This is a genomic window from Nonomuraea corallina, from assembly GCF_027620315.1.
Lineage (GTDB): Bacteria > Actinomycetota > Actinomycetes > Streptosporangiales > Streptosporangiaceae > Nonomuraea > Nonomuraea corallina.
In genome coordinates, this window is sequence record NZ_JAPNNL010000018.1 from 17,337 (window position 1) to 36,196 (window position 18,860).

General features: G+C 69.8%; 18 protein-coding genes. 12 read left to right on the forward strand and 6 right to left on the reverse strand.

The annotated features are described in order from the left end of the window. Positions 1-24: 24 nt before the first annotated feature. The 4 genes from OUY22_RS07290 to OUY22_RS07305 are packed head-to-tail and all read left to right on the forward strand — an operon-like array spanning position 25 to position 1,498. Complete coding sequence (locus tag OUY22_RS07290) at positions 25-420, forward strand: hypothetical protein (protein WP_270154022.1); 396 nt, start codon at positions 25-27, stop codon at positions 418-420. Positions 421-464: 44 nt separating this feature from the next. Continuing rightward, entirely contained in the window at positions 465-791 is a 327-nt protein-coding gene (locus OUY22_RS07295) for a YidH family protein (RefSeq protein ID WP_270154023.1), read from the forward strand. Between the two features lie 2 nt (positions 792-793). Beyond that, positions 794-1,129, forward strand: coding sequence for a DUF202 domain-containing protein (locus OUY22_RS07300; RefSeq protein ID WP_270154024.1), 336 nt, complete (start codon positions 794-796; stop codon positions 1,127-1,129). A 60-nt stretch (positions 1,130-1,189) separates the two neighbouring features. Beyond that, the gene (locus OUY22_RS07305; protein WP_270154025.1) at positions 1,190-1,498 is read left to right on the forward strand and encodes a hypothetical protein; all 309 of its coding nucleotides are present in this window, start codon (positions 1,190-1,192) and stop codon (positions 1,496-1,498) included. A 39-nt stretch (positions 1,499-1,537) separates the two neighbouring features. On the opposite strand, the gene OUY22_RS07310 is transcribed toward OUY22_RS07305, so the two are convergent. Further along, positions 1,538-3,361 carry an ABC transporter ATP-binding protein gene (locus tag OUY22_RS07310; RefSeq protein WP_270154026.1) on the reverse strand — a complete coding sequence of 608 codons (1,824 nt, stop codon included), beginning with the start codon at positions 3,359-3,361 and terminating at the stop codon, positions 1,538-1,540. Next, positions 3,358-5,139: an ABC transporter ATP-binding protein gene (locus tag OUY22_RS07315; RefSeq protein WP_270154027.1), complete on the reverse strand. Its 1,782-nt coding sequence runs from the start codon at positions 5,137-5,139 to the stop codon at positions 3,358-3,360. Before OUY22_RS07315 ends, OUY22_RS07310 begins: the two co-directional genes overlap by 4 nt. Before the next feature lie 57 nt (positions 5,140-5,196). Between OUY22_RS07315 and OUY22_RS07320 the strand changes: the two genes are divergently transcribed. The 3 genes from OUY22_RS07320 (at position 5,197) to OUY22_RS07330 (ending at position 8,272) form a co-directional block, all read left to right on the forward strand. Next, entirely contained in the window at positions 5,197-5,691 is a 495-nt protein-coding gene (locus OUY22_RS07320; protein WP_270154028.1) for a nucleoside deaminase, read from the forward strand. A gap of 164 nt (positions 5,692-5,855) precedes the next feature. Further along, entirely contained in the window at positions 5,856-7,022 is a 1,167-nt protein-coding gene (locus tag OUY22_RS07325) for an FxsB family cyclophane-forming radical SAM/SPASM peptide maturase (protein ID WP_270154061.1), read from the forward strand. After that, positions 7,019-8,272: an HEXXH motif domain-containing protein gene (locus OUY22_RS07330; RefSeq protein WP_270154029.1), complete on the forward strand. Its 1,254-nt coding sequence runs from the start codon at positions 7,019-7,021 to the stop codon at positions 8,270-8,272. Before OUY22_RS07325 ends, OUY22_RS07330 begins: the two co-directional genes overlap by 4 nt. A 7-nt stretch (positions 8,273-8,279) precedes the next feature. On the opposite strand, the gene fxsT is transcribed toward OUY22_RS07330, so the two are convergent. Next, a complete protein-coding gene (gene fxsT, locus OUY22_RS07335) occupies positions 8,280-10,808 on the reverse strand; it encodes an FxSxx-COOH system tetratricopeptide repeat protein (protein WP_270154030.1) in 2,529 nt (842 codons plus the stop codon). A 144-nt stretch (positions 10,809-10,952) separates the two neighbouring features. Here fxsT and OUY22_RS07340 point away from each other — a divergent pair, with 144 nt between their 5' ends. The 3 genes from OUY22_RS07340 (at position 10,953) to OUY22_RS07350 (ending at position 15,961) form a co-directional block, all read left to right on the forward strand. Next, the gene (locus tag OUY22_RS07340; protein ID WP_270154031.1) at positions 10,953-11,102 is read left to right on the forward strand and encodes a hypothetical protein; all 150 of its coding nucleotides are present in this window, start codon (positions 10,953-10,955) and stop codon (positions 11,100-11,102) included. Between the two features lie 674 nt (positions 11,103-11,776). After that, complete coding sequence (locus OUY22_RS07345) at positions 11,777-13,165, forward strand: MFS transporter (protein WP_270154062.1); 1,389 nt, start codon at positions 11,777-11,779, stop codon at positions 13,163-13,165. Between the two features lie 9 nt (positions 13,166-13,174). Continuing rightward, a complete protein-coding gene (locus OUY22_RS07350) occupies positions 13,175-15,961 on the forward strand; it encodes a P-loop NTPase fold protein (RefSeq protein ID WP_270154032.1) in 2,787 nt (928 codons plus the stop codon). A 4-nt stretch (positions 15,962-15,965) separates the two neighbouring features. On the opposite strand, the gene OUY22_RS07355 is transcribed toward OUY22_RS07350, so the two are convergent. Beyond that, entirely contained in the window at positions 15,966-16,172 is a 207-nt protein-coding gene (locus OUY22_RS07355) for a hypothetical protein (RefSeq protein WP_270154033.1), read from the reverse strand. Positions 16,173-16,264: 92 nt separating this feature from the next. Here OUY22_RS07355 and OUY22_RS07360 point away from each other — a divergent pair, with 92 nt between their 5' ends. Further along, positions 16,265-16,912, forward strand: coding sequence for a TetR/AcrR family transcriptional regulator C-terminal domain-containing protein (locus tag OUY22_RS07360; protein ID WP_270154034.1), 648 nt, complete (start codon positions 16,265-16,267; stop codon positions 16,910-16,912). 24 nt (positions 16,913-16,936) lie between these two features. Here the strand turns inward: OUY22_RS07360 and OUY22_RS07365 are convergent, their stop codons facing one another. Next, a complete protein-coding gene (locus OUY22_RS07365; protein WP_270154035.1) occupies positions 16,937-17,377 on the reverse strand; it encodes an aggregation-promoting factor C-terminal-like domain-containing protein in 441 nt (146 codons plus the stop codon). Between the two features lie 379 nt (positions 17,378-17,756). Then, the gene (locus OUY22_RS07370; protein ID WP_333486628.1) at positions 17,757-18,170 is read right to left on the reverse strand and encodes an aggregation-promoting factor C-terminal-like domain-containing protein; all 414 of its coding nucleotides are present in this window, start codon (positions 18,168-18,170) and stop codon (positions 17,757-17,759) included. Between the two features lie 188 nt (positions 18,171-18,358). Between OUY22_RS07370 and OUY22_RS07375 the strand changes: the two genes are divergently transcribed. Next, complete coding sequence (locus OUY22_RS07375) at positions 18,359-18,844, forward strand: glutathione peroxidase (protein ID WP_270154037.1); 486 nt, start codon at positions 18,359-18,361, stop codon at positions 18,842-18,844. The last annotated feature ends 16 nt before the right edge of the window (positions 18,845-18,860 follow it).

Sequence of the window (18,860 nt, forward strand, 5' to 3'; positions counted from 1 at the left end):
CGGGCCGTTGGGTAGGGTCGGGACATGTCTCGCCGCTATCGCCGGTTCGCGTCCCTCGCCGTCGTCCCCGCGCTCGCGCTCGCCACGACCGGCTGCGTGGAGGTCAACACCTCGATCGACCGGGCCCAGGCCTGCCTGGAGGCCCCCAAGATCGTCGCTGACCTGACCGGGCAGCTCACCCAGCTGGCCAACGACCCGCAGGCCATGGAGAAGGCGCTCGACGACACCGCCGCCAAGCTCAACGACCTCGCCGACCAGGCGGCCAACACCACCATCAAGGAGGCCTCGGACAACCTCGCCAACACCCTGGCGGACATCAACGTCAAGGACGTCAACGACGCCGTCGACGCCGCCCAGAAGGTCAGCTCCGAGACCGCCGCCTACGTCCAGCGGATCACCGAGGCCTGCACCGGAGGGTAACCCCGCTTTCTCTAGGGAGAATGGTCCCGAAATACCGTTTTCCCATGGAGCCTGACCCGCGTTTCACCCTGGCCAACGAGCGGACGTTCCTCACCTGGCTGAGCACCGCCCTGGCGCTCAGCGCGGGCGGCGTGGCCATGGCCGCGGTTCCCGCCGAGGACTTCGTGCCGTGGCTGCGCACCACCCTGGCCGTCATGCTGGTCGCGCTGTCGGCGCTGGCCGCCGGCCTGGCCTACCCGCGCTGGCGCAACATCCAGCGCGCGCTGCGCTCCCAGGCGCCCCTCCCGCCGCCCGCGCTGGCGTCCGTGTTCGGGTACGGGGTCGCCACCGTCGCGGTGCTGGCCCTGGTGATGATCCTGCTCGCCGCCTGACCATGGGCGCTCCCGACGAGATCTGGGACCAGGGGCTGCAGAGCGAGCGCACCCGGATGGCGTGGGTGCGCACCGCCGTCGCGCTGGCGACCGGCGGCCTGGGCGCCGCCGGGCTGGCGATGCGGGCCGGGCTGCCGCTCCCGGCGGTGGCCGCGTTCGCGGTGGCGGCTCTGTGCGGCGGGATCCTCCTCATCAGGACCGGCGCCCGCTTCCGCCGGGTCCAGGAGGCCCTGCACGGCGGCAGGCCGCTGGACCACCAGGCCGACGCGGTGTTCGCCTGGCTCGGCACGCTCGCCGTGGTCGCCGGCGCCCTCGTGTTCGTGCTGACGGTCAGGTGAGGGGCGGGTTGCGGGCGCGCGGGAGGCGGGCGGAGACTCGAAGGTGAGGGAGGTGACCTCATGAAGGAAGAGCTCAGAAGGGTCCCCTTCGAGTGCCGGAGCTGCTGGCACGTGTGGGAGGAGGACTACCTCGTCCGGCAGGCCGACGCCCGCGACGGCGGGGAGGTCTGGCTGCGCGGGGGCGTCCCGGTGACGCCGCCCTCGGTCACCGAGATGTGCCCGAGGTGCGGCTGCCGCCAGGCGGCCCGGTTCCCCGAGGGCTATCTCGCCCGCCACCCGGAGCTGACCCGGCCCGCGGGCCGCGCCGCCTCCGATCCCACCCCGCTGGTCAGCCCGGTGCCGAAACGGCGCCGCTGGATCGAGGGCTGACCAGCCGGTGAGGCGGGAAGGCGCGGCCGCCGGGCCGCGCTAGGAGAGGCTCTCCAGCCAGGCCCGGTGCAGGCCGGCGAAGCGGCCGTCGGCGGCCACCAGCCGGTCCGGCGGCCCGTCCTCGACGATCTCGCCGCGCTCCATGACCAGCACCCGGTCGGCGATCTCCACCGTCGACAGCCGGTGCGCGATGATCAGCGCCGTGCGGTCGGCCAGGATGGTGCGCAGCGCCCGCTGCACCAGCCGCTCGCTCGGCACGTCCAGGCTGGAGGTCGCCTCGTCCAGGATGAGCACCGCCGGGTCGGCGAGGAACGCCCGCGCGAACGCCACCAGCTGACGCTGGCCCGCCGACATGCGGCCGCCCTGCTTGCCCACGTCCGTGTGGTAGCCGTCGGGCAGCGAGGCGATGAAGTCGTGCGCGCCGATCGCCTGCGCCGCCTCGTGCGCCTGCCGCTCGGTCGCGCCCGGCCTGCCGAACCGAATGTTGTCCAGGACAGACCCGTTGAACAGGAACTTCTCCTGCGTCACCATGATCACGGCCCGCCGTAGCGTGGACTCGTCCAGCTCGCGCAGGTCGGCCCCGTCCAGCAGCACCCGGCCCGCGGTCGGGTCGTAGAAGCGCGAGATGAGCTTGGCCAGCGTGGTCTTGCCCGCCCCGGTCGAGCCGACCAGCGCGACGCTCTGCCCCGCCGGGATCGTCAGGTCCAGGCCCGGCAGGATCGGCGTCGATTCCACGTACGCGAACCGGACGCCCTCGAAGCGCACCTCGCCGCGCGCGGACGGCAGCGCGCGCGGGTTGCGCGGCTCCGGCACCGACGGCTCCTCCTCCAGCACGCCCGACAGCTTCTCCAGCGCCGCGCCGGCCGACTGGAGCGTGTTGTAGAACTGGCTGATCTCCTGCATCGGCTCGTAGAAGCCGCGCAGATAGAGCAGGAACGCGGTGAGCACGCCCACCGTGACCTCGCCGTGGAAGGCCAGCCAGCCGCCGTAGAACAGCACGGCCGCCACCGTCACGTTGCCGATCAGCTTGATGCCCGGCATGAACACCGCGATCAGCTTCATGCTGCGCGCGTTGGCCTGGCGGTAGTCGTCGTCGAGCCGCTCGAAGATCTCCTGGTTGCGCGGCTCACGGCGGAACGCCTGCACCGCGCGGATGCCGGTCATCGACTCGACGAAGTGCACGATGACCAGCGCCACCGTCTCCCTGGTGCGCCGGTAGACGATCGCCGACTGCCGGCGGAACCACCGGCTGAACAGCAGCAGGACCGGCAGCGGGACGAGCGCCACCAGCCCCAGCTCCAGGTCCAGGACGAGCAGCAGCACGGCCGTGCCGATCATCGTCAGCACCGCCGTCACCAGCCCGTCGATGCCGGCCTGGAGCAGTTCGGCGATGGCCTCGATGTCGGAGGTGAGCCGCGAGATGACCCGGCCGGAGGTGTACTTCTCGTGGAAGCTCAGCGACAGCCGCTGGAAGTGGGCGAACACCCTCCTGCGCAGCTCCAGCAGGATCTCGTGGCCGATCCGGCCCGATATCGTGAGGAACGCCTGCCGGGTGAGCGCCTGCGCGGCCGCCGCCACCAGGATCACCCCCACCACCATCAGCAGCGTGCCCGCGCCACCGCCGCTCAGCATCGGCGGGATGCCCTCGTCGATGCCGACCTTCACCAGGAAGGGGATGGCCAGCCCGGCCCCGCTGGAGGCGATGATCACGGTCGTGAGCACCGCGACGGCCTTGCGGTGCGGGGCCAGCAGATCGCGCAGCAGCCTGCGGGAACGGGCCCTCAGCAGGCCGCTCACCTGGTCGGTCAGCTCGTCCTGGTCCTCGGAGGCGACGCCGCGCCAGTCGGTCGTGGCGGAGGTCAACGCAGGGCTCCTTCCGACGGGTCCAGATCGGCGTCCTGGGCGAGGAGCTGCCGGTACTCGGGCACCTCGGCCAGCAGCTCGTGGTGGCGGCCCACGCGCGTGATCGTGCCGCCGTCGAGCAGCGCCACCTTGTCGGCCAGCAGCACCGTGGAGGCCCGGTGCGCCACCACGATGCCGGTGGCCTCGCGCAGCACCTCCCGCAGGGCGACCTCGACCAGCGCTTCCGTCTCCACGTCGAGCGCCGACAGGGTGTCGTCGAGCACGAGGATCCTCGGCCTGCTGAGCACCGCCCGCGCCAGGGCCAGCCGCTGCCGCTGGCCGCCGGACAGCGACATGCCCTGCTCGCCGATCCGGGTGTCGAGCCCCCACGGCAGGTCGTAGGCGAACATCGCCTGCGCGGCCCGGATCGCGTGGTCCAGCTCCTCCTCCGTGGCGTCCAGGCGGCCGAGCGTCAGGTTCTCGCGCACGCTCATCGAGAACAGCGTCGGCTCCTCGAACGCGGTCGCCACGATCGAGCGGAGCGCGGGCAGCTCCAGGTCGCGCACGTCCCTGCCGTCGATCGTGACCCGGCCCCCGGTGACGTCGAGCAGCCGCGGGACGAGCGCGGTCAGCGTGGTCTTGCCCGAGCCGGTGGCGCCCACCACCGCGACCGTCTCGCCCGGCCGCACCTCCAGCCACAGGTCGCGCAGGACCGGCCGGTCGGCGCCGGGGAAGCGGAACTCCACGCCCTCGAACCGCAGGTGACCGCGTGGCCGCTCGATCCTGGCCGGCCCGCCGCTGATCGCCGGGACCGTGTCCATGACCTCCAGCACCCGGTCGGCGGCCGTCATCGCCTCCTGGGCCATGGCCAGGATGTAGCCGAGGCTGGCGATCGGCCACACCAGCTGGAGCACCAGCGTGGTGAACGCGAACAGCGCGCCCAGCGTCAGCGCGCCCTCTCCCACGGCAAGCGCGCCGAGGAGCAGCACCAGCGCCAGCGTGACGTTGGGGATCACCTCCAGGAACGCGAAGAACCGCGCCGACAGCCGCACCTTGTCCATCGACGTGCCGTACAGCCTGCGCGCCGCCTCGTCGTAGCGCTCGAAGACGTGGTGGCGGCGGCCGAACGCCTTGATCGTGCGGATGCCGATGGCCGACTCCTCGACCAGCGTCGCCAGGTCGCCCTGCTCGTCCTGCACCTGCCGGGAGATGCGGATGTAACGCTTCTCGAACCGCAGGGAGAGCAGGATGATCGGCACCGCCGAGACGGCCACGAGCACGCCCAGCGGCCAGTACATGTTCAGCAGCAGCACGGTCACCGTGATCAGCTGCAGGATGTTCATGACCAGGAAGAGCATGCCGAAGCCGAGGAACCGGCGGATCGTCGACAGGTCCGTGGTGGCCCGCGACAGCAGCTGGCCCGACTGCCACGCGCCGTGGAAGCTCATCGGCAGCCGCTGCAGGTGCCGGTACAGGTCGTCGCGGATGCTCGTCTCCAGCCCGAGCACCGGGCCGATCTGCGCCCACCGGCGCAGGAAGATGAGAAGCGCTTCGACGACCCCGAGCCCGAGCGCCACCGAACCGAGCAGCAGCAGCGCCCGCCCGTCGCCGTCGCGCACCGGCCCGTCCACGACCCGCTGGCCGACCAGGGGCAGCGCGATGCCGGCGCCGATGCCGACGATCGCGGCGAGCCAGATGAAGACGAGCTTTTCGACGTACGGGCGCAGATAGCGCCGCAACCGCCACAGGGAGATGTTTTCGAGCAGGGGACGACCGGGAACGCGCGTATCAGGGGGCATCCTTCTAAGGCTAGTACCGTCAATCAACCCATTTATGGACGTGGCAGGGTGATCCTCATGAATGAGACAGACCTTCATTACCTGCGCAGATGTGTCGACCTCGCGGCCCAGGCCCTCGCCTCGGGCGACGAACCGTTCGGATCCGTGCTGGTGAGCGGCGACGGCACCGTCCTCGGCGAGGACCACAACCACGTGGTGGAGACCGGCGACCACACCCGCCACCCCGAGTTCGAACTCGCCCGCTGGGCCGCCGCCCACCTGAGCCCGCAGGAACGGGCGGCGGCCACCGTGTACACCTCCGGCGAGCACTGCCCGATGTGCGCGGCCGCCCACGGGTGGGTGGGGCTGGGCCGGATCGTGTACGCGTCGTCATCGGAGCAGTTGTCGGCCTGGCTGGGGGAGCTGGGGGTGGCGCCGGCGCCGGTGCGGGGGCTGGCGATCCGGGAGGTGGTGCCGAGCGCGGCGGTGGAGGGTCCGGCGCCTGAACTGGCCGAACAGGTCAGAGAACTGCACCGCCGGTTCCACGAGCGTTATCGCAGTAATGGCAATTAAGTCCTGGCATTTATGGCGGACGGCGAGCTTCTCCCAATTTCTTTCGCCGTCGGTTAATATCGTGAATCACTCCGATATTTCCGGCGGGCGCGGGGTGTTCCAGGGTGGCATACCAGTGGGAAGACCCGGCCAGAGAGTGGCCTGAGACTCTCGATGTGGCGGAAATGCTGACGAACGGGTGGCGGCCGCACCCGTTCCGTCAATTCCTTCTCAAGGCGCACAGCCGTTGCAACCTCGCCTGCGACTACTGCTACGTCTACACGCTCGCCGACCAGAGCTGGCGATCCCGGCCCATGATCATGGCCCCTGAGCTGGTGGACACCGTCGCCCATCGGATCGCGGAGCACGCGCGGGCCCACCGGCTCGACGCCGTGCGCCTGATCCTGCACGGCGGCGAGCCCCTGCTGGCGGGCGCCGACTACCTGCGGCAGGCCGTCCGGCTCGTCCGGGACAGGACCGGCCCCGAGGTGCGGGTCGACGCCGTCGTCCAGACCAACGGCGTGCTCCTGGACAAGGACGTGCTGCGGTCCTTCGCGGCAGAGGACGTGGGCGTGGGGGTGAGCCTGGACGGCAGCCCCGCTGGAAATGACCGCAACCGCCGCTATGCGGATGGCCGGAGCAGTTATCCGGCGGTCGCGGAAGGGCTTACCCTCCTCATGGAGCCGGAATTCCACGACATTTACCACGGCCTGTTGTGCACGGTCGATCTGGCGAACGATCCGGTCGAGACCTATGAGGCGCTGCTGCTCTTCCGTCCACCGGTGATCGATTTTCTCCTCCCGCACGGCACCTGGGCCACGCCGCCCCCGGGCCGCGTGCCCGATCCCGCGGCGACGCCGTACGGCGACTGGCTCGTGGCCGTCTTCGACCGCTGGTACGGGGCGAGCGGGGAGACCGTCGTCCGGCTCTTCCAGGAGATCCTCCACCTGCTCCTCGGCCGGGCCTCCGCCAGCGAGTCCGTGGGCCTCACCCCGTCCACCCTGGTGGTGATCGAAACCGATGGCACGGTGGAGCAGACCGACTCCCTGAAAGCGGTCCGGCACGGCGCGCCGGCGACCGGGCTGAACATCGTCGACCATCCCTTCGACGACGCGCTGCGGCACCCTGGCCTGGTGGCCCGGCAGCTGGGCTTCGAGGCGCTGAGCGACACGTGCAAGGCCTGCGTCTACAGCCGCGTGTGCGGGGCCGGCCTCTACACGCACCGTTACCGCCGCGACACCGGCTTCCTGAACCCGTCCGTGTACTGTCCCGACCTCTACCGGCTGATCGATCACATCCGTGACCGGCTCGTCAGCGATCTCCGGAGAGCCCGACTGGAAGGACGCCCATGACTCCGCGGCCCCACTGGTTGCCGGAAGAGATCCTCACCCGGCTGGCGTCCGGCGGCGGCGGCGCGGAGGCCGCGCGCCATCTCGTGGCCGCCGAGCGCAGCAAGCACCGGCTCCTCGTCCTGGGCGTCGTCCGGCTCGCCGGCTCCGATCCGGCCGTGGGACGGGCCTACGACCTGCTCGCGTGGCTGGAGAAGAAGGCGCCGCAAGCCGTGGAGAAGGTGATCGGCCATCCGGCGACCGGAGCGTGGGCGACGCACGTCCTGCGGTCCCGCGCGACGCCGGACCGGTCCGGCGCCGTCCAGCTCGGCGCGCTGGCCGCGGCCGCTGCGGCCCGGGCGGGACTCCCGGCGCGGGTCGCGGCGCCCGCGCCGGACGGCCGGATCATGCTGCCGTCCCTGGGCGAGCTCGTGATCGAGGAGCGGGCCGAGGTGATCGACCTGACCCTGCGCGAGGACGCGACCATCGAGGCCGGCGGGCGGCGCGTGCGCGTGGGTGACGACGAGGCGCCGGGCTGGCGCCCGCTGAGGAGCGTCTCGGCGGACGGCCTCAGCCTGTGCGTGGACGACCTCGACCCGTTCCGGTGGTCGCCCGGCGACGTGCCGGACGGGCGGCTGCCCCCCGCCGAGCTGGACACCTGGCGGGAGTATCTCCAGATCGCCTGGACAGTCATGCGAGCGCGGCACTGGACGCTCGCCGAGGAGACCGCCGAGATCGTCTCGGTGCTGACCCCCATCACCGGCCCGGCCTACCGCATGAACAGCGCTACGGCCAGGGACCGGTTCGGCGCCATCGGCATGTCCACGCCGCGGGACTGGCGATGGCTCGCGTACACGTTCGCCCACGAGGTCCAGCACGCCAAGCTGGGCGCGGTCCTCGACACGCTGGAGTTGCTGGAGCCCGACGACGGCAGGTACTACGCGCCCTGGCGGCCCGATCCCCGCCCGCTGGCCGGACTGCTCCAGGGCACGTACGCGCATCTCGGGGTCGCGGGCTTCTGGCGTCGCCAGCGGGCACACGAGACCGGCCTGCAGGCGCACGTCGAGTTCGCGCACTGGCGGCAGGCCGCGTTCGAGGCGGCGGGGACGCTCCTCGACAGCGGCCGGCTCACCGCGCCCGGCGAGCGGTTCGTGACCGTGATGCGGCGCACGCTGGCGGCCTGGATGACCGAGAGCGTCCCCCAGGCCGCGCTGGACGCCGCGGCCGAGCAGGCCGTCGCGCACCGGGAGTCCTGGCTGGCCCGCAACGCGTGATCGGCCGTCAGAGGCTGACTGGGTCGAAGTCCCAGCTGAAGCGCCTTTTCTTGGAAGCGTGGACTCTTTCCGGGTGGGTGAGCGGATGGCGTGAGTAGCGTCGCATCGTGTCCGCGTACAGCGCCTGCGCCTGATCCTCCTTCCCATCCGCGCGCAGGTCGAGCGCGACGTTGGCGGCGGCCGACAGCGTGAGCAGGTCGTCGGGTCCGTAGAACTCGCGCACCTGCGTCAGCGTCTTCTCGCTGAGGTCGCGGGCCGCCGCGACGTCGCCGAGCGCCGCCAGGTCACCGGAGAGGTTGATGGCGGCGCCGAACACGTAGCCGTGCTGGGGACCCAGCCTCTCGATCAGGCCTTCGTGCGCCTGCCGGTCGAGATCTCTGGCCCGGATGGCGTCTCCGCGCAGCTGATAGAGGGAAGCGAGGTTCATCAAGCAGCCGTTGGTGAAAGGGTGCTGGTCGCCGAAGATCGCACGGTAGTGGGAGAGCGCCTGCTGCGCCAGAGGCATCGCCTCCTCCACCCGGCCGACCTGGCGCAGGGTGTTGCCGAACGCGACCTGCGTGGCCATGGTCTCCGGATTGTCCGGGCCGAAGAGCTTGTCCAGCCTGAGGTACGTCTCTTCGACGAGTTCCAGGGCGCCTTCCACATCCCCTTTCCTGCGCCGGGCGATGGAGAGGTCGCGAGCCGTCACCAGGGTGAGCGGGTGCTCGATGCCCAGCTCGTTGATGCCGTGGGCGTAGGCCTGTTCGCCGACGTCGCAGGCCTCCACGTGGTTGCCCGTCAACCGGACACTGCGCGCCAGCCCGTTCCAGGAACTCTGCACCTCCCACTTGCTGACACCGGTCCTCGCGCTGCTCTGTTCGAGGAAGACCAGTTCGGCGAGTTCCTGGGCGGTGGCGAAGCGGCTCAGCAGGAGGTTGTCGAGCGCCAGGTTGTTGAGCACGCGCAGGGTGGCGGGGGCGACCGCGCCGAAGACCTCCGTGTGCAGCTCCAGTGACTGGGTGTCCTGGTCGAACGCCTCCTTGAACAGCCCTCTCGCCCTCAGGTTCGCGGCGAAGGTGAGCTTGATGCGCAGCGTCTCCTCGTGCCTCTCTCCGAAGACCTCGCGCATGTAGTCGAACGTCTCCTCGTTCAGGGCCCGGGACTCGTCGAAGGCGCCGCTCTGCCACAGGACGTTGCCCAGGTGCCGCCGCAGGCGCAGGACGTTCTCGTCCTTCTCGCCATAGGTGGCCGTCCAGTGGGCGAGGAATTCCTCGGCGAACGTCCGTGCGGAGGTGTAGTTCGCCACCCGGAACAGGTAGCGGATGACGTTGATGGCGAACGCCTGGACCTGGTGATCAGCGCAGCGGGTGATGCCCGCGGGGCGCACATGGGGGATCAGGTCGGCGAAGTGGGGCCAGTTGGTGGTCTCCTCCGGGTCGGCGGGGGCGCCGCCCGCCAGGAGCTGGTGCACCTCGTGCCTGATGTCCTCGCGCTTCGACGGGTCGATGGAGTCGCGCAGCAGCGCCTGGACGAGGCGATGGATCTGAACGGTGTCCGCCTCCTGCTCGATCTTCACCAGGGCGAACCGGTTGAGCTCGCCGAACGCCCGAGCCAGCAGCACGGGGTTGGCCAGGACGGAGCTCAGCTGTTTGACCCCGCTCTTGCTGCCCCGGCGGAAGACGGCGCGCGGGATGGGGTCAGGACCGAAGAAGGCCAAGCAGCGCAGCAGCAGCGCGGCTTCGGGCAACCTGTGCTCGATCTCGTTCACCGAGAGCTGCCAGGCGGCCGTCATCGACAAGGGGTACTCGGTCGATTTGCCCAGGTCCAGCAGTTCACGGGTCTGCAGGGCCAGCTGTTCGACGTATTCCTGCGTGGACATCCCGGTCTCCGTCTGGAGAGCCGCCGCCTGCTCCAGCGCCAGAGGAAGGTCGCCGAGTTCGTTCGCCAGGTGCTCAGCCTCCTTCCGCGGCACCTCCTTGTGCAGGCGCTTGCGAAGGAACGCGACGCTCTCCTCGGTGGAGAAGACATCGACCGGCACGGTCTCAGCCACGCTGCTCCATCGGCTGTTCCTCGACGTGATCAGCACATGCCCGGGGCCGCCTTCCGGGATGAAGTCCCGGATGTCCTCGGGCTCGTCGGCGTTGTCGAAGATGAGCAGCCACCGCTCGATCGGTTCGCCGCGCTGGAGCGCGTCGCGGACACCGGCGGCGGCCTCCTCGATGCCCACGCTGTTGGCCGAGCGCAGCCTGAGGTCCTCGGCCAGGGCCGCGAGGGTGCTCGGGACGAGCATCGGCTGGTCGGCTGGTACCCACCAGACGAGGTCGTAGGCGTCCCGATATCGCCAGGCGTACTCGATCGCCAGTTGGGTCTTGCCGACGCCGCCCAGCCCCTGCAACGCCTGGGGCAGGACCGCCGCTTTGGTGGTGGAGATGATGCTCGCCCGCAATTGATCAAGGAGCTTCTCCCGGCCGGTGAAGTGCTTGTTGCGGCCTGGAATCTTCTTCCCCCAGATAGTCGGCATCTGGCCCGACGTCTCTCCCACGATGTCCTGCTCCATCGTTCTGTCCCCTCCCGTCCGTCCGATTTTCCCCCGCGTGATTGATTTTGGCGATGGATGGCCGGAGAATTTATATAAAGCACCATCACACGCAAGGAATTTTCGGGTGTTACGGGCGGCCGTAACCGAGACCAGGGAGACTGGATGAACGATAGGTTCACCACCGGGCTGATCGATGTGGGCGATATCGATCTAGAAGCACTCAAGAACCTCGACATACCGGCTTTGAACAGGGTCTGGGAGAGATTGTCCGAGGGTGGCGGCATCGTTGCCAGCTTCCAGTCGGCCGTCTGACCGGTATTACGGGAGTCGGCCGGCGGGCGTGTTCTCATGTGTGCGGGCGGGGTGTGTGATCGACCCGATCCGATGCGTGGACAGCTCAGTAGAAGACGTCCGCCCGAATGGCGAGGTCTCGTGGCCGGTGACCGATCAGGCCGGCTGATTCCCCTGTGCGGGCGGGGTGTGTGACGCCATTCGGTAACGGTGATCCGGAATCTCGGCCGGACTGGGTTTTGGCCGTGAGGGGGCGGTACGATTTCCGGAAAGGGTCTGGGGAGCGGCGACCTCATAAATCAAGGGAATGCGACCAGGGCACGCGCCCCGTCGGGCTGCCGCCCCCACCCCTGACGACGGTTGGGGTGTTCTCCGGGCGGTGTGGCGGCGCCCGGAGCCGGGGAGCCGCGCAGACCCGTCGGGTCAGGCGGGGTTCCGGGGCCGGAGGCGGCCTGCCCTACAGGTAAACGGGGATACCTCTGCCTCTTGCGGGATTTCTCCCCCTGGTGACCGTTTGGTTCCCCTTTGGGAGATGCTTAGCCCTATCCAGACTCCCCATCCGTCGCGTCTTCAGGGACAGGCTACGAGGCGTGGCCCTATGCTCTCGTTTCACATGTGTCAAGCCGCCGAACGCGTGTCGGCCGCACCGGTGCATATCGAGAGTCGAGGTGTTCGTGCTGGAAATGTGGCGCGCTATGAGACACCTTTTCGCCCAATATCGGCCGTTTCGGTGGCTCTGGTGGGGATCAACCTTCTCCATGCTAGGTGGTCGTGCGCTCAGCGTGACGTATCCGTTATTGGCGTACACCCTGACGGGGTCGTCGGAGTGGATAGGGTGGGTCGTTTTCGCCTCTACGATGCCGGGGCTGATCTGTTACATCCCTGCAGGCGTCCTGATCGATCGTATCGGTCCGCGCCGGGTCCTGATGAGCAGCGAGGCGGTCCGTTTCGTCATCATGGGGGCGCTCGTCGTGCTGTTGCTCTCGGACCGGTTGCGCGTGGAGTGGGTGGTGGTTTTCGCGCTGGTCGAAGGCGGTCTGGCCGTCACGTCGTCGGTCGCCGAGTCGGCACTGATCCCGAGGGTGGTCCGGGATGACGACCTCGACGCGGCCCTGGCCATGCATGAGACGAGCACGCACGGGGCCGTCCTGGTGGGACGGCAGCTTGGTGGCCTTCTTTACGGATTGGTCCCTTTTATCCCTTTCATGATCAACGGGCTCATGTTTGCGGGCTCGGCTCTTTCCTACCGCACTCTACCGCGCGAGGTTCCTGACGCCCGGCGGCTGCAGGATGTCAGTTTGCGTATCGAGCTGCGAGCCGGTTTTGCCGCGCTATGGGGTAATCGTTTTCTCCGTTTGGCGACTTTCATCGTTGCTTGTACCAATCTCATGGTTCAATGCCTGATTGTCGTTTTCTTGACGATTGCTACAAAAGATGACTTGAGTCCCGTTTGGGTAGGTAGTTTCCTTGCCGCATCCGGCGTCGGAGGGGTCGTCGGCGGACTCCTGTGGCCCAGGCGCGACCGCATCTCGACGCGGATAGAGAACGGCACGGCCCACAACAGGCTGGCGCGCCGCCTCGTGGAGTGGATGGGGCTGGCGCGACGACGCTCGATCATGCTGGTACACGTCTGGGCGTGCACCGCCGCCATCGTGCTGATCCTGGCGTTCGGGCAGTTGGCGCCGTCCTTCTTCGGGGCGTTGCTGGTCATCGGTCTGGCGGGCGGGCTCAGTAACGTCACCTTGCGGAGCGCTTGGAGCCGGGTTCCCGACGACCTGCGGGGACGGGTGGTGAGCGTCTCCCGCTTCGTCAGCTACAGCGCCGTCGCCATCGGCCCGCTCATCGGCAGTCTCCTCGTCACCTGGGGGGACACGAAGGGGGCGACGTTGTTCCTGTTCGGGTCCATGGCCCTGCTGACGCTGACAACCACCCTGGTCCATCTCAGAAAGGGACTCACGCGCGTCTCGATCCCGGTCGGCGCGGATCCGGTGGCTCCCTCGGTGACCGCCTCTCCTGCGCCGGAGCCGGTTCGAGAGGAGCAGCCTTCCGTGCCGGAGCGTGCGTTACCGGCTGTGACGGGGTGAAATCGAGGCATGGCAGGCAGACCTTGGGGACGGGCGCTGTCGGTGGTGCTGCTCGTGCTCGTCTGGGTGCCGGCCGGCGCGCCGGTGGTGCCGGGCCCGCAGTTCCTCGACCGCGACCGGCTCGTCATCCGTCTGGACCGTCTCACCCCGGCCGGCACGTGGCGCGTGGAGATCGGCAATCCGGGGCCGGCGGCAGAGGCCCAGGTCTGGCTGATCGGCGGGGTCTCCGACGTGCTGGCCGTCCGGGGCGGCGGGCGGATCCGGCTCGCGGCCGCGGGCAAGGGCACGGTGCTCCTGGTCCCGGGCCCGCGGCGGCGGGCCGCGACCGGTCAGCTCGTGCTCATCTCGCAGGCCGGTATCGACCGGCGTCCCGTGGCCGTCACCCCTGCGCCGTCACCGCTGGAACGTTACTGGCCCGGCCTGCTGGCGGCCGTCTCAGTGATCTTGCTGGCGACGGTGTGGCTGCTGCGGCGGCGACGGCGGAAGCAGGCGGCGATCGGGGAGACGACTCCCGCGCAGGGCCGGGCCGGGCCGGGCGAGTCCCGTGGGTTCACCCATAGCGACGAGCCGGTCAAAGAGGACGCGCTCAACAGACGCGAGTACGCGGAGCATCTCGCCGAGCTGGCCCGGTCCGCGACCCCGCCCATGGTCATCGGCGTGTTCGGTGAATGGGGGAGCGGCAAGACCTCGATGCTCCTGCAGGTTCGAGCGCTGCTGGAGGACGATCCCGAGTGCGCGCTGGCGTGGTTCGACCCGTGGCGTCACCAGTACGACGAGAATCCGGTGCTGCCCCTGCTCCATGCCATCGTCACCGATCTCGAACTGGAGGGCAGGGAGAACGTCATCAGGGCGCTGCGCACCGTCTCCCAGGTTCTGGGCTCCCTCGTCCTCTCGTCCACCGTCAAGATCAACCTGTCCGACGTCCAGGGCGCGCTGAAGGCGTACGACGAGGAGAACTTCCGCCTCCGGTCCGAACGCACCCGCCTGAACGACCACCTGGGCAGGCTGGTCGCGACGGCCCTGCGCGAACGGAACAGGAGCCGCCTGGTGGTGTTCATCGACGACCTGGACCGTTGCCACGTCGACCAGATCACCGCCCTGCTGGAGGCCCTGAAGCTGCACTTCAACCGCGACAACTGCGTCTTCGTGCTCGGTGTCGCCAAGGCGCCGCTGGTGGCGGCGCTGAAGGAGAAGTACCAGGACCCGCTGGGCGAGTACCTGGACAAGATCGTCCAGTTTCCCTTCGAGATGCCCAGGCTCTCGGCGGACGCCTTCGCCTCCTATCTGGACGGGCTGCTCAACCACGACATCCAGGCCGCGAAGAGCCTGCTCGCCTGCGGATTACGGGCCAACCCACGGGCCATCAAGCGTTTCGTCAACGTCCTCGTCCTGCAGGACCGGGTGGCGCGGGCGAGGAGGCTCGACCCGTACGAGGTCCGCGTCCTCGCGGCGGTGCTCCTGGTCAGGGACGGCGACGCGGACTTCTACGCCCGGCTCATGAGCGATCCGACCCTGCTCAAACGGGTCGCCGAGGACCTGGAGACGGCCGGGGAGGAACAGCGGCCCGACTGGCCCGCGCTGCCGCTGCGGGTCGTGGGCGAGCTCGCCGCGTCCCGCACCAGCGTGCCGGACAGCGTCAGCGCCTACATCGACCTGGTCCGGGAGTCGCCGGCACCGCAGTCGGGCGATCTGGTGGACCCCGTCCCGCCGCGGGAACAGCCCCAGGTCTCGGAGGACACCGTGCCCGAGGAGAGCCGGTTGAGCCGGGACGCCCTGGACGACGCCCTAACCACGCTGGCCGAGCGGGTGCGCCGGCGCGCGGGCGGGGTCGCGGGCGAGGAACGAGCGCTCCTGACGCCGCTGGTCCGCTTCCCCGAGGAAACGGAGGCCCGCCCCGCCCCGATCGAGGACATCCTGGCCCAGGGGACGAGGCTGCTGATCAGCGGCAGGCAGGGCGCGGGCAAGTCCGTGCTCGCCGCCCGGCTGGCGCGGCGGCGCAACGAGGCAGGTGACCCTGGTGCGGGCGTGGCGGTCCTGCTGCCGTTCCGGGCGCTCAGGTCGGACATCGCGGAGTTCGACCGGAGGCTGACGCACGCGCTGGTGGGCGAGTACCAGATTCCGATCGCGGACGCGAACGCGGTCGTCCAGCGGGGGTCTCTGGTCCTCGTCCTCGACGGGCTGGAGGAGATCGGCGACGCGGACCGGGAGGCCATCGTGACGCGGCTGGTGCGCTGGGCCGACCTGGCCGGGGCCGGGGTCATCATGACGGACCGGCGACCGGCGCGGGCCCGTCCGGGCTTCCGGGTCCTCACGGTGGAGGGCGTGGTGCCGGAGGAGGGCCGCCACTTGCTGCACCGCGTGCTCGGCGAGCACGGCGCCGACCCGGGGCGGCTGCTGAACTTGACCGACGCCCTGCTCGGCTCGCCCCAGCTGCTCTCCGCGCTGACCGGCGATCCGGCCTGGATCGACGACCTGCCCGATCGGCCGGTGGACTTCCTGCCGTGGTTCGCCGGCTGGGCCACCCGCAGGACGGCCGAGGCCGGGTTCGGCGCGGACGCGGTGGCCACGGCGCTCTCGGGCGTCGCGGGGTTGCTCGCCGAGACCGGGCAGGAGATCTTCAGCAGCGACGACCCGGACGTCAGGACCGTGTTCCGCCGGTCCGGGATCAAGGGCATGGAGGTGCCGAGCCTGCTCCATGCCGCCGTGGTGGCGGGCCTGCTCCGGCAGGCGGGCCCGCAGGCCTACCACTTCGTGCATCCGCGTCTGGTGGACCGGCTGGCGAGGTCGGAGGACTGACGGGTCAGCCGTCGGAGCCCAGGGTGATGGTCTGGGTCACCTCGGCGTGCCGTTCGGCCTCCTCCTCCGCGAAGCGGGCCGCGTCCAGCTTGTCGGCGATCTCCTCGTCCTGCTTCATCAGCGCCTCCAGCGACTGGCCGGCCATCTCCAGCACGCCCATGTCCGCGTACGCCTGCCGCAGCCGCGGGCTCCACAGCCCGATGTCCTTCACGCACGTCGACCTCGGACCTCCAGGGCGTGACGTACACCGTACGTTCCTCCGGGGCTGGCACGTGCGCCGGACGCGCGTCAATACAATGAGCCATGACCTCCCAGCCGCTGTCCCGGGCCCGGATCGTCGCCGCCGCGGTCGAGCTGATCGAGCGCGAGGGCGCCGACGCGGTCTCCATGCGGCGCATCGCCTCGGAGCTGGGCGTGGGCGTGATGTCGCTCTACAACCACGTGCCCAACAAGGGCGCCCTGCTCGACGGCGTGGCCGAGAGCGTGCTCAGCGAGATCGGGTTCACCGACGACCCGGAGGCCCACTGGTCCGACCGGGTCCGCATGCAGGCCCGCGCCTTCCGCCAGATCGCCCACCACTACCCGCGCTGCACCATGCTCGTGGTCAGCCGTCAGCTCCACACCGACGCCGGGCTGCTGCCGGTCGAGCGGGCCCTGGCCACGCTGCGCAGCGCCGGGTTCGACGGGGTGGACGCGGTGCGGGTGCTGCGGCTGTTCATCGCCTTCATCGTCGGATCGCTGCTGCGCGAGGTCGGCGTCACCCCCACCTTCGCGCCCGTCCACGAGGCGGCGATCGACGCCGAGAAGATCGACCCCGAGCTGTTCCCGGAGGTGAGCGCGCTGTCGGAGCTGCTGGGCTCCTGCGACCACGAGGCCGAGTTCGCCTTCGGGGTGGAGCTGCTCATCCAGGCGATCGCGGTGCACCCGGCCAGGAGGGAGGGCACCCGGTGAGTCGCGGATGCCCTCCGGCGTCCGCTAGTACCAGTTGTGTGAGCGGAAGTGCCCCCAGGCGCCGCACGGCCTGCCGTATCTCCCCTTGATGTAGGCCAGGCCCCAGCGGATCTGGGTTTGCGGATTGTGCCGCCAGTCCTTGCCGGCTCCCCGCATCTTGCCGCCGGGCAGCGCCTGTGGGATGCCGTAGGCGCCCGACGAACGGTTGACGGCCCGGTGGTTCCAGCCGCTCTCCCTGGTCCACAGGTTGTCCAGGCAGCGGAACTCGCGCAGGTTCCATGACCTGCGCACCACCTGGTCCAGGGCGAACCGCTTGCTCCGGCTCCTCGGCAGGTGGGCCGGGACGCGTGGCTGGGCGGCGGTCCGCCACGTACGGACCTGCGCCACCGGCGCGTCGTGACTGCTCTCGGTGCCGGCCGCCGCCGCGCTCTCCATGCCGCAGAATGCGGCGGTGAACGCGGTCATGGTCACGACCGTGCTGCGTAGCGTGCGCTTGCTGTCCAATTCGATCCTCGCGGTCGGGTCGCGTGCGGACGGGCGCTCTCGCTTCCCCGGCGCCCCTGCCGGTCCGCGTCCGTGGCTCGGACGAGAAGGGTCCGCGCGGCCCTCCGGGATCCTGTTCCGTCCGGCTTCTCGCCGGACGGCCCGGAGGGCTCCACGACATGTCCTCTGAGCCGGTTTCTAGTACGCGCAGGGACGCGCGGTCAGAACCCGGGGCACGCCGAGGACAGGTGTTTGCGTGATCGACGCGGAGATATGGCGCTCTCGTTGGGCCTGGATGGACCGGCCCGGCGCCTCGATGGCCCGCGCTTTCCGCGAAACGCGCGCAAGCCTGGGGTTTGGATCAGTACCAGTGGCGGGACTGGAAGTGGGCCCAGGCGCGGCACGGCGTGCCGTACCTCTTCTTGATGTAGCTCAGGCCCCAGGAGATCTGCGTCCTGGGGTTGGTGCGCCAGTCGCTGCCGTGGGAGGCCATCTTGCCGGCGGGCAGCGCCTGGGGGATGCCGTAGGCGCCGGACGAACGGTTGCCGGCCCGGTGGTTCCAGCCGCTCTCGCGGGCCCAGAGCTTGACGAGGCACCTGAACTGGGTGGTGTTCCAGCCGCGCTTGTTCACCATCTTCTTGGCGATGGACTTGTTCTTGCCGCTCGTGCTGGTGGCACTCGCCTGGGAGCTCTGCGCCTGTGCGGCCGTGGCGCCGCCCGCCACCATGAGCGTGGAGCTCAGGAGCAGGACGCTGGTACGGCGGAGCATGGGCATGCGGGTTCCCTTTCGGAGGAATCGGGGACCGCGCCACCCTGCCTGACTTGTCGCCTTTACTGCGAATTGACCATGGAAATGGTGTCCGTCAGTAAAGATCTCGATATATAGCTGTTGCTGGGTCTTTGGGTGATAAATGTGGATTAGGTCACGTTTTGCGCCTGACAGGCATCTCGTAAGGTCGGACCATGAACGTTCGTGACATCCCGGTCCGCACACTGGCGGACGAGCCCACCACCCTGGCCGCCCTCGCCGGCGACAAGGCCGTGCTCATCGTCAACGTGGCCTCCAAGTGCGGCCTCACCCCGCAGTACACCGACCTCGTCAAGCTCCACCAGGAGTACGGGCCGCGCGGGCTCAGCGTGATCGGCATGCCCTGCAACCAGTTCATGGGGCAGGAGCCCGGCAGCGCCGAGGAGATCCAGGAGTTCTGCTCGACCACGTACGGGGTCGACTTCCCGCTGCTGGCCAAGGCCGACGTCAACGGCCCCGACCGGCACGCCCTGTACGAGCGGCTCGTGGAGGCGCCGGACGCCGACGGCGACACCGGCGACGTGCAGTGGAACTTCGAGAAGTTCCTCGTCGACCGCGACGGGGCGGTGGTGGGCCGCTTCCGCCCCCGCACCGTCCCGACGGACCCGACGATCCTGGCGGCCATCGAGAAGGTCCTCTGACGCCTCGGCAGCGCGC

Excerpts from the sequence above, each read along its gene's own strand:
- OUY22_RS07300 (WP_270154024.1), top strand. The coding sequence starts at position 794 with ATGGGCGCTCCCGACGAGATCTGGGACCAGGGGCTGCAGAGCGAGCGC.
- OUY22_RS07375 (WP_270154037.1), top strand. The coding sequence starts at position 18,359 with ATGAACGTTCGTGACATCCCGGTCCGCACACTGGCGGACGAGCCCACC.
- OUY22_RS07350 (WP_270154032.1), top strand. The coding sequence starts at position 13,175 with ATGGCAGGCAGACCTTGGGGACGGGCGCTGTCGGTGGTGCTGCTCGTG.
- OUY22_RS07325 (WP_270154061.1), top strand. The coding sequence starts at position 5,856 with ATGCTGACGAACGGGTGGCGGCCGCACCCGTTCCGTCAATTCCTTCTC.
- OUY22_RS07340 (WP_270154031.1), top strand. The coding sequence starts at position 10,953 with ATGAACGATAGGTTCACCACCGGGCTGATCGATGTGGGCGATATCGAT.
- OUY22_RS07365 (WP_270154035.1), bottom strand. The coding sequence starts at position 17,377 with ATGACCGCGTTCACCGCCGCATTCTGCGGCATGGAGAGCGCGGCGGCG.
- OUY22_RS07360 (WP_270154034.1), top strand. The coding sequence starts at position 16,265 with ATGACCTCCCAGCCGCTGTCCCGGGCCCGGATCGTCGCCGCCGCGGTC.
- OUY22_RS07295 (WP_270154023.1), top strand. The coding sequence starts at position 465 with ATGGAGCCTGACCCGCGTTTCACCCTGGCCAACGAGCGGACGTTCCTC.
- OUY22_RS07315 (WP_270154027.1), bottom strand. The coding sequence starts at position 5,139 with ATGCCCCCTGATACGCGCGTTCCCGGTCGTCCCCTGCTCGAAAACATC.
- OUY22_RS07345 (WP_270154062.1), top strand. The coding sequence starts at position 11,777 with ATGAGACACCTTTTCGCCCAATATCGGCCGTTTCGGTGGCTCTGGTGG.
- fxsT (WP_270154030.1), bottom strand. The coding sequence starts at position 10,808 with ATGGAGCAGGACATCGTGGGAGAGACGTCGGGCCAGATGCCGACTATC.
- OUY22_RS07305 (WP_270154025.1), top strand. The coding sequence starts at position 1,190 with ATGAAGGAAGAGCTCAGAAGGGTCCCCTTCGAGTGCCGGAGCTGCTGG.
- OUY22_RS07290 (WP_270154022.1), top strand. The coding sequence starts at position 25 with ATGTCTCGCCGCTATCGCCGGTTCGCGTCCCTCGCCGTCGTCCCCGCG.
- OUY22_RS07330 (WP_270154029.1), top strand. The coding sequence starts at position 7,019 with ATGACTCCGCGGCCCCACTGGTTGCCGGAAGAGATCCTCACCCGGCTG.
- OUY22_RS07370 (WP_333486628.1), bottom strand. The coding sequence starts at position 18,170 with ATGCCCATGCTCCGCCGTACCAGCGTCCTGCTCCTGAGCTCCACGCTC.
- OUY22_RS07320 (WP_270154028.1), top strand. The coding sequence starts at position 5,197 with ATGAATGAGACAGACCTTCATTACCTGCGCAGATGTGTCGACCTCGCG.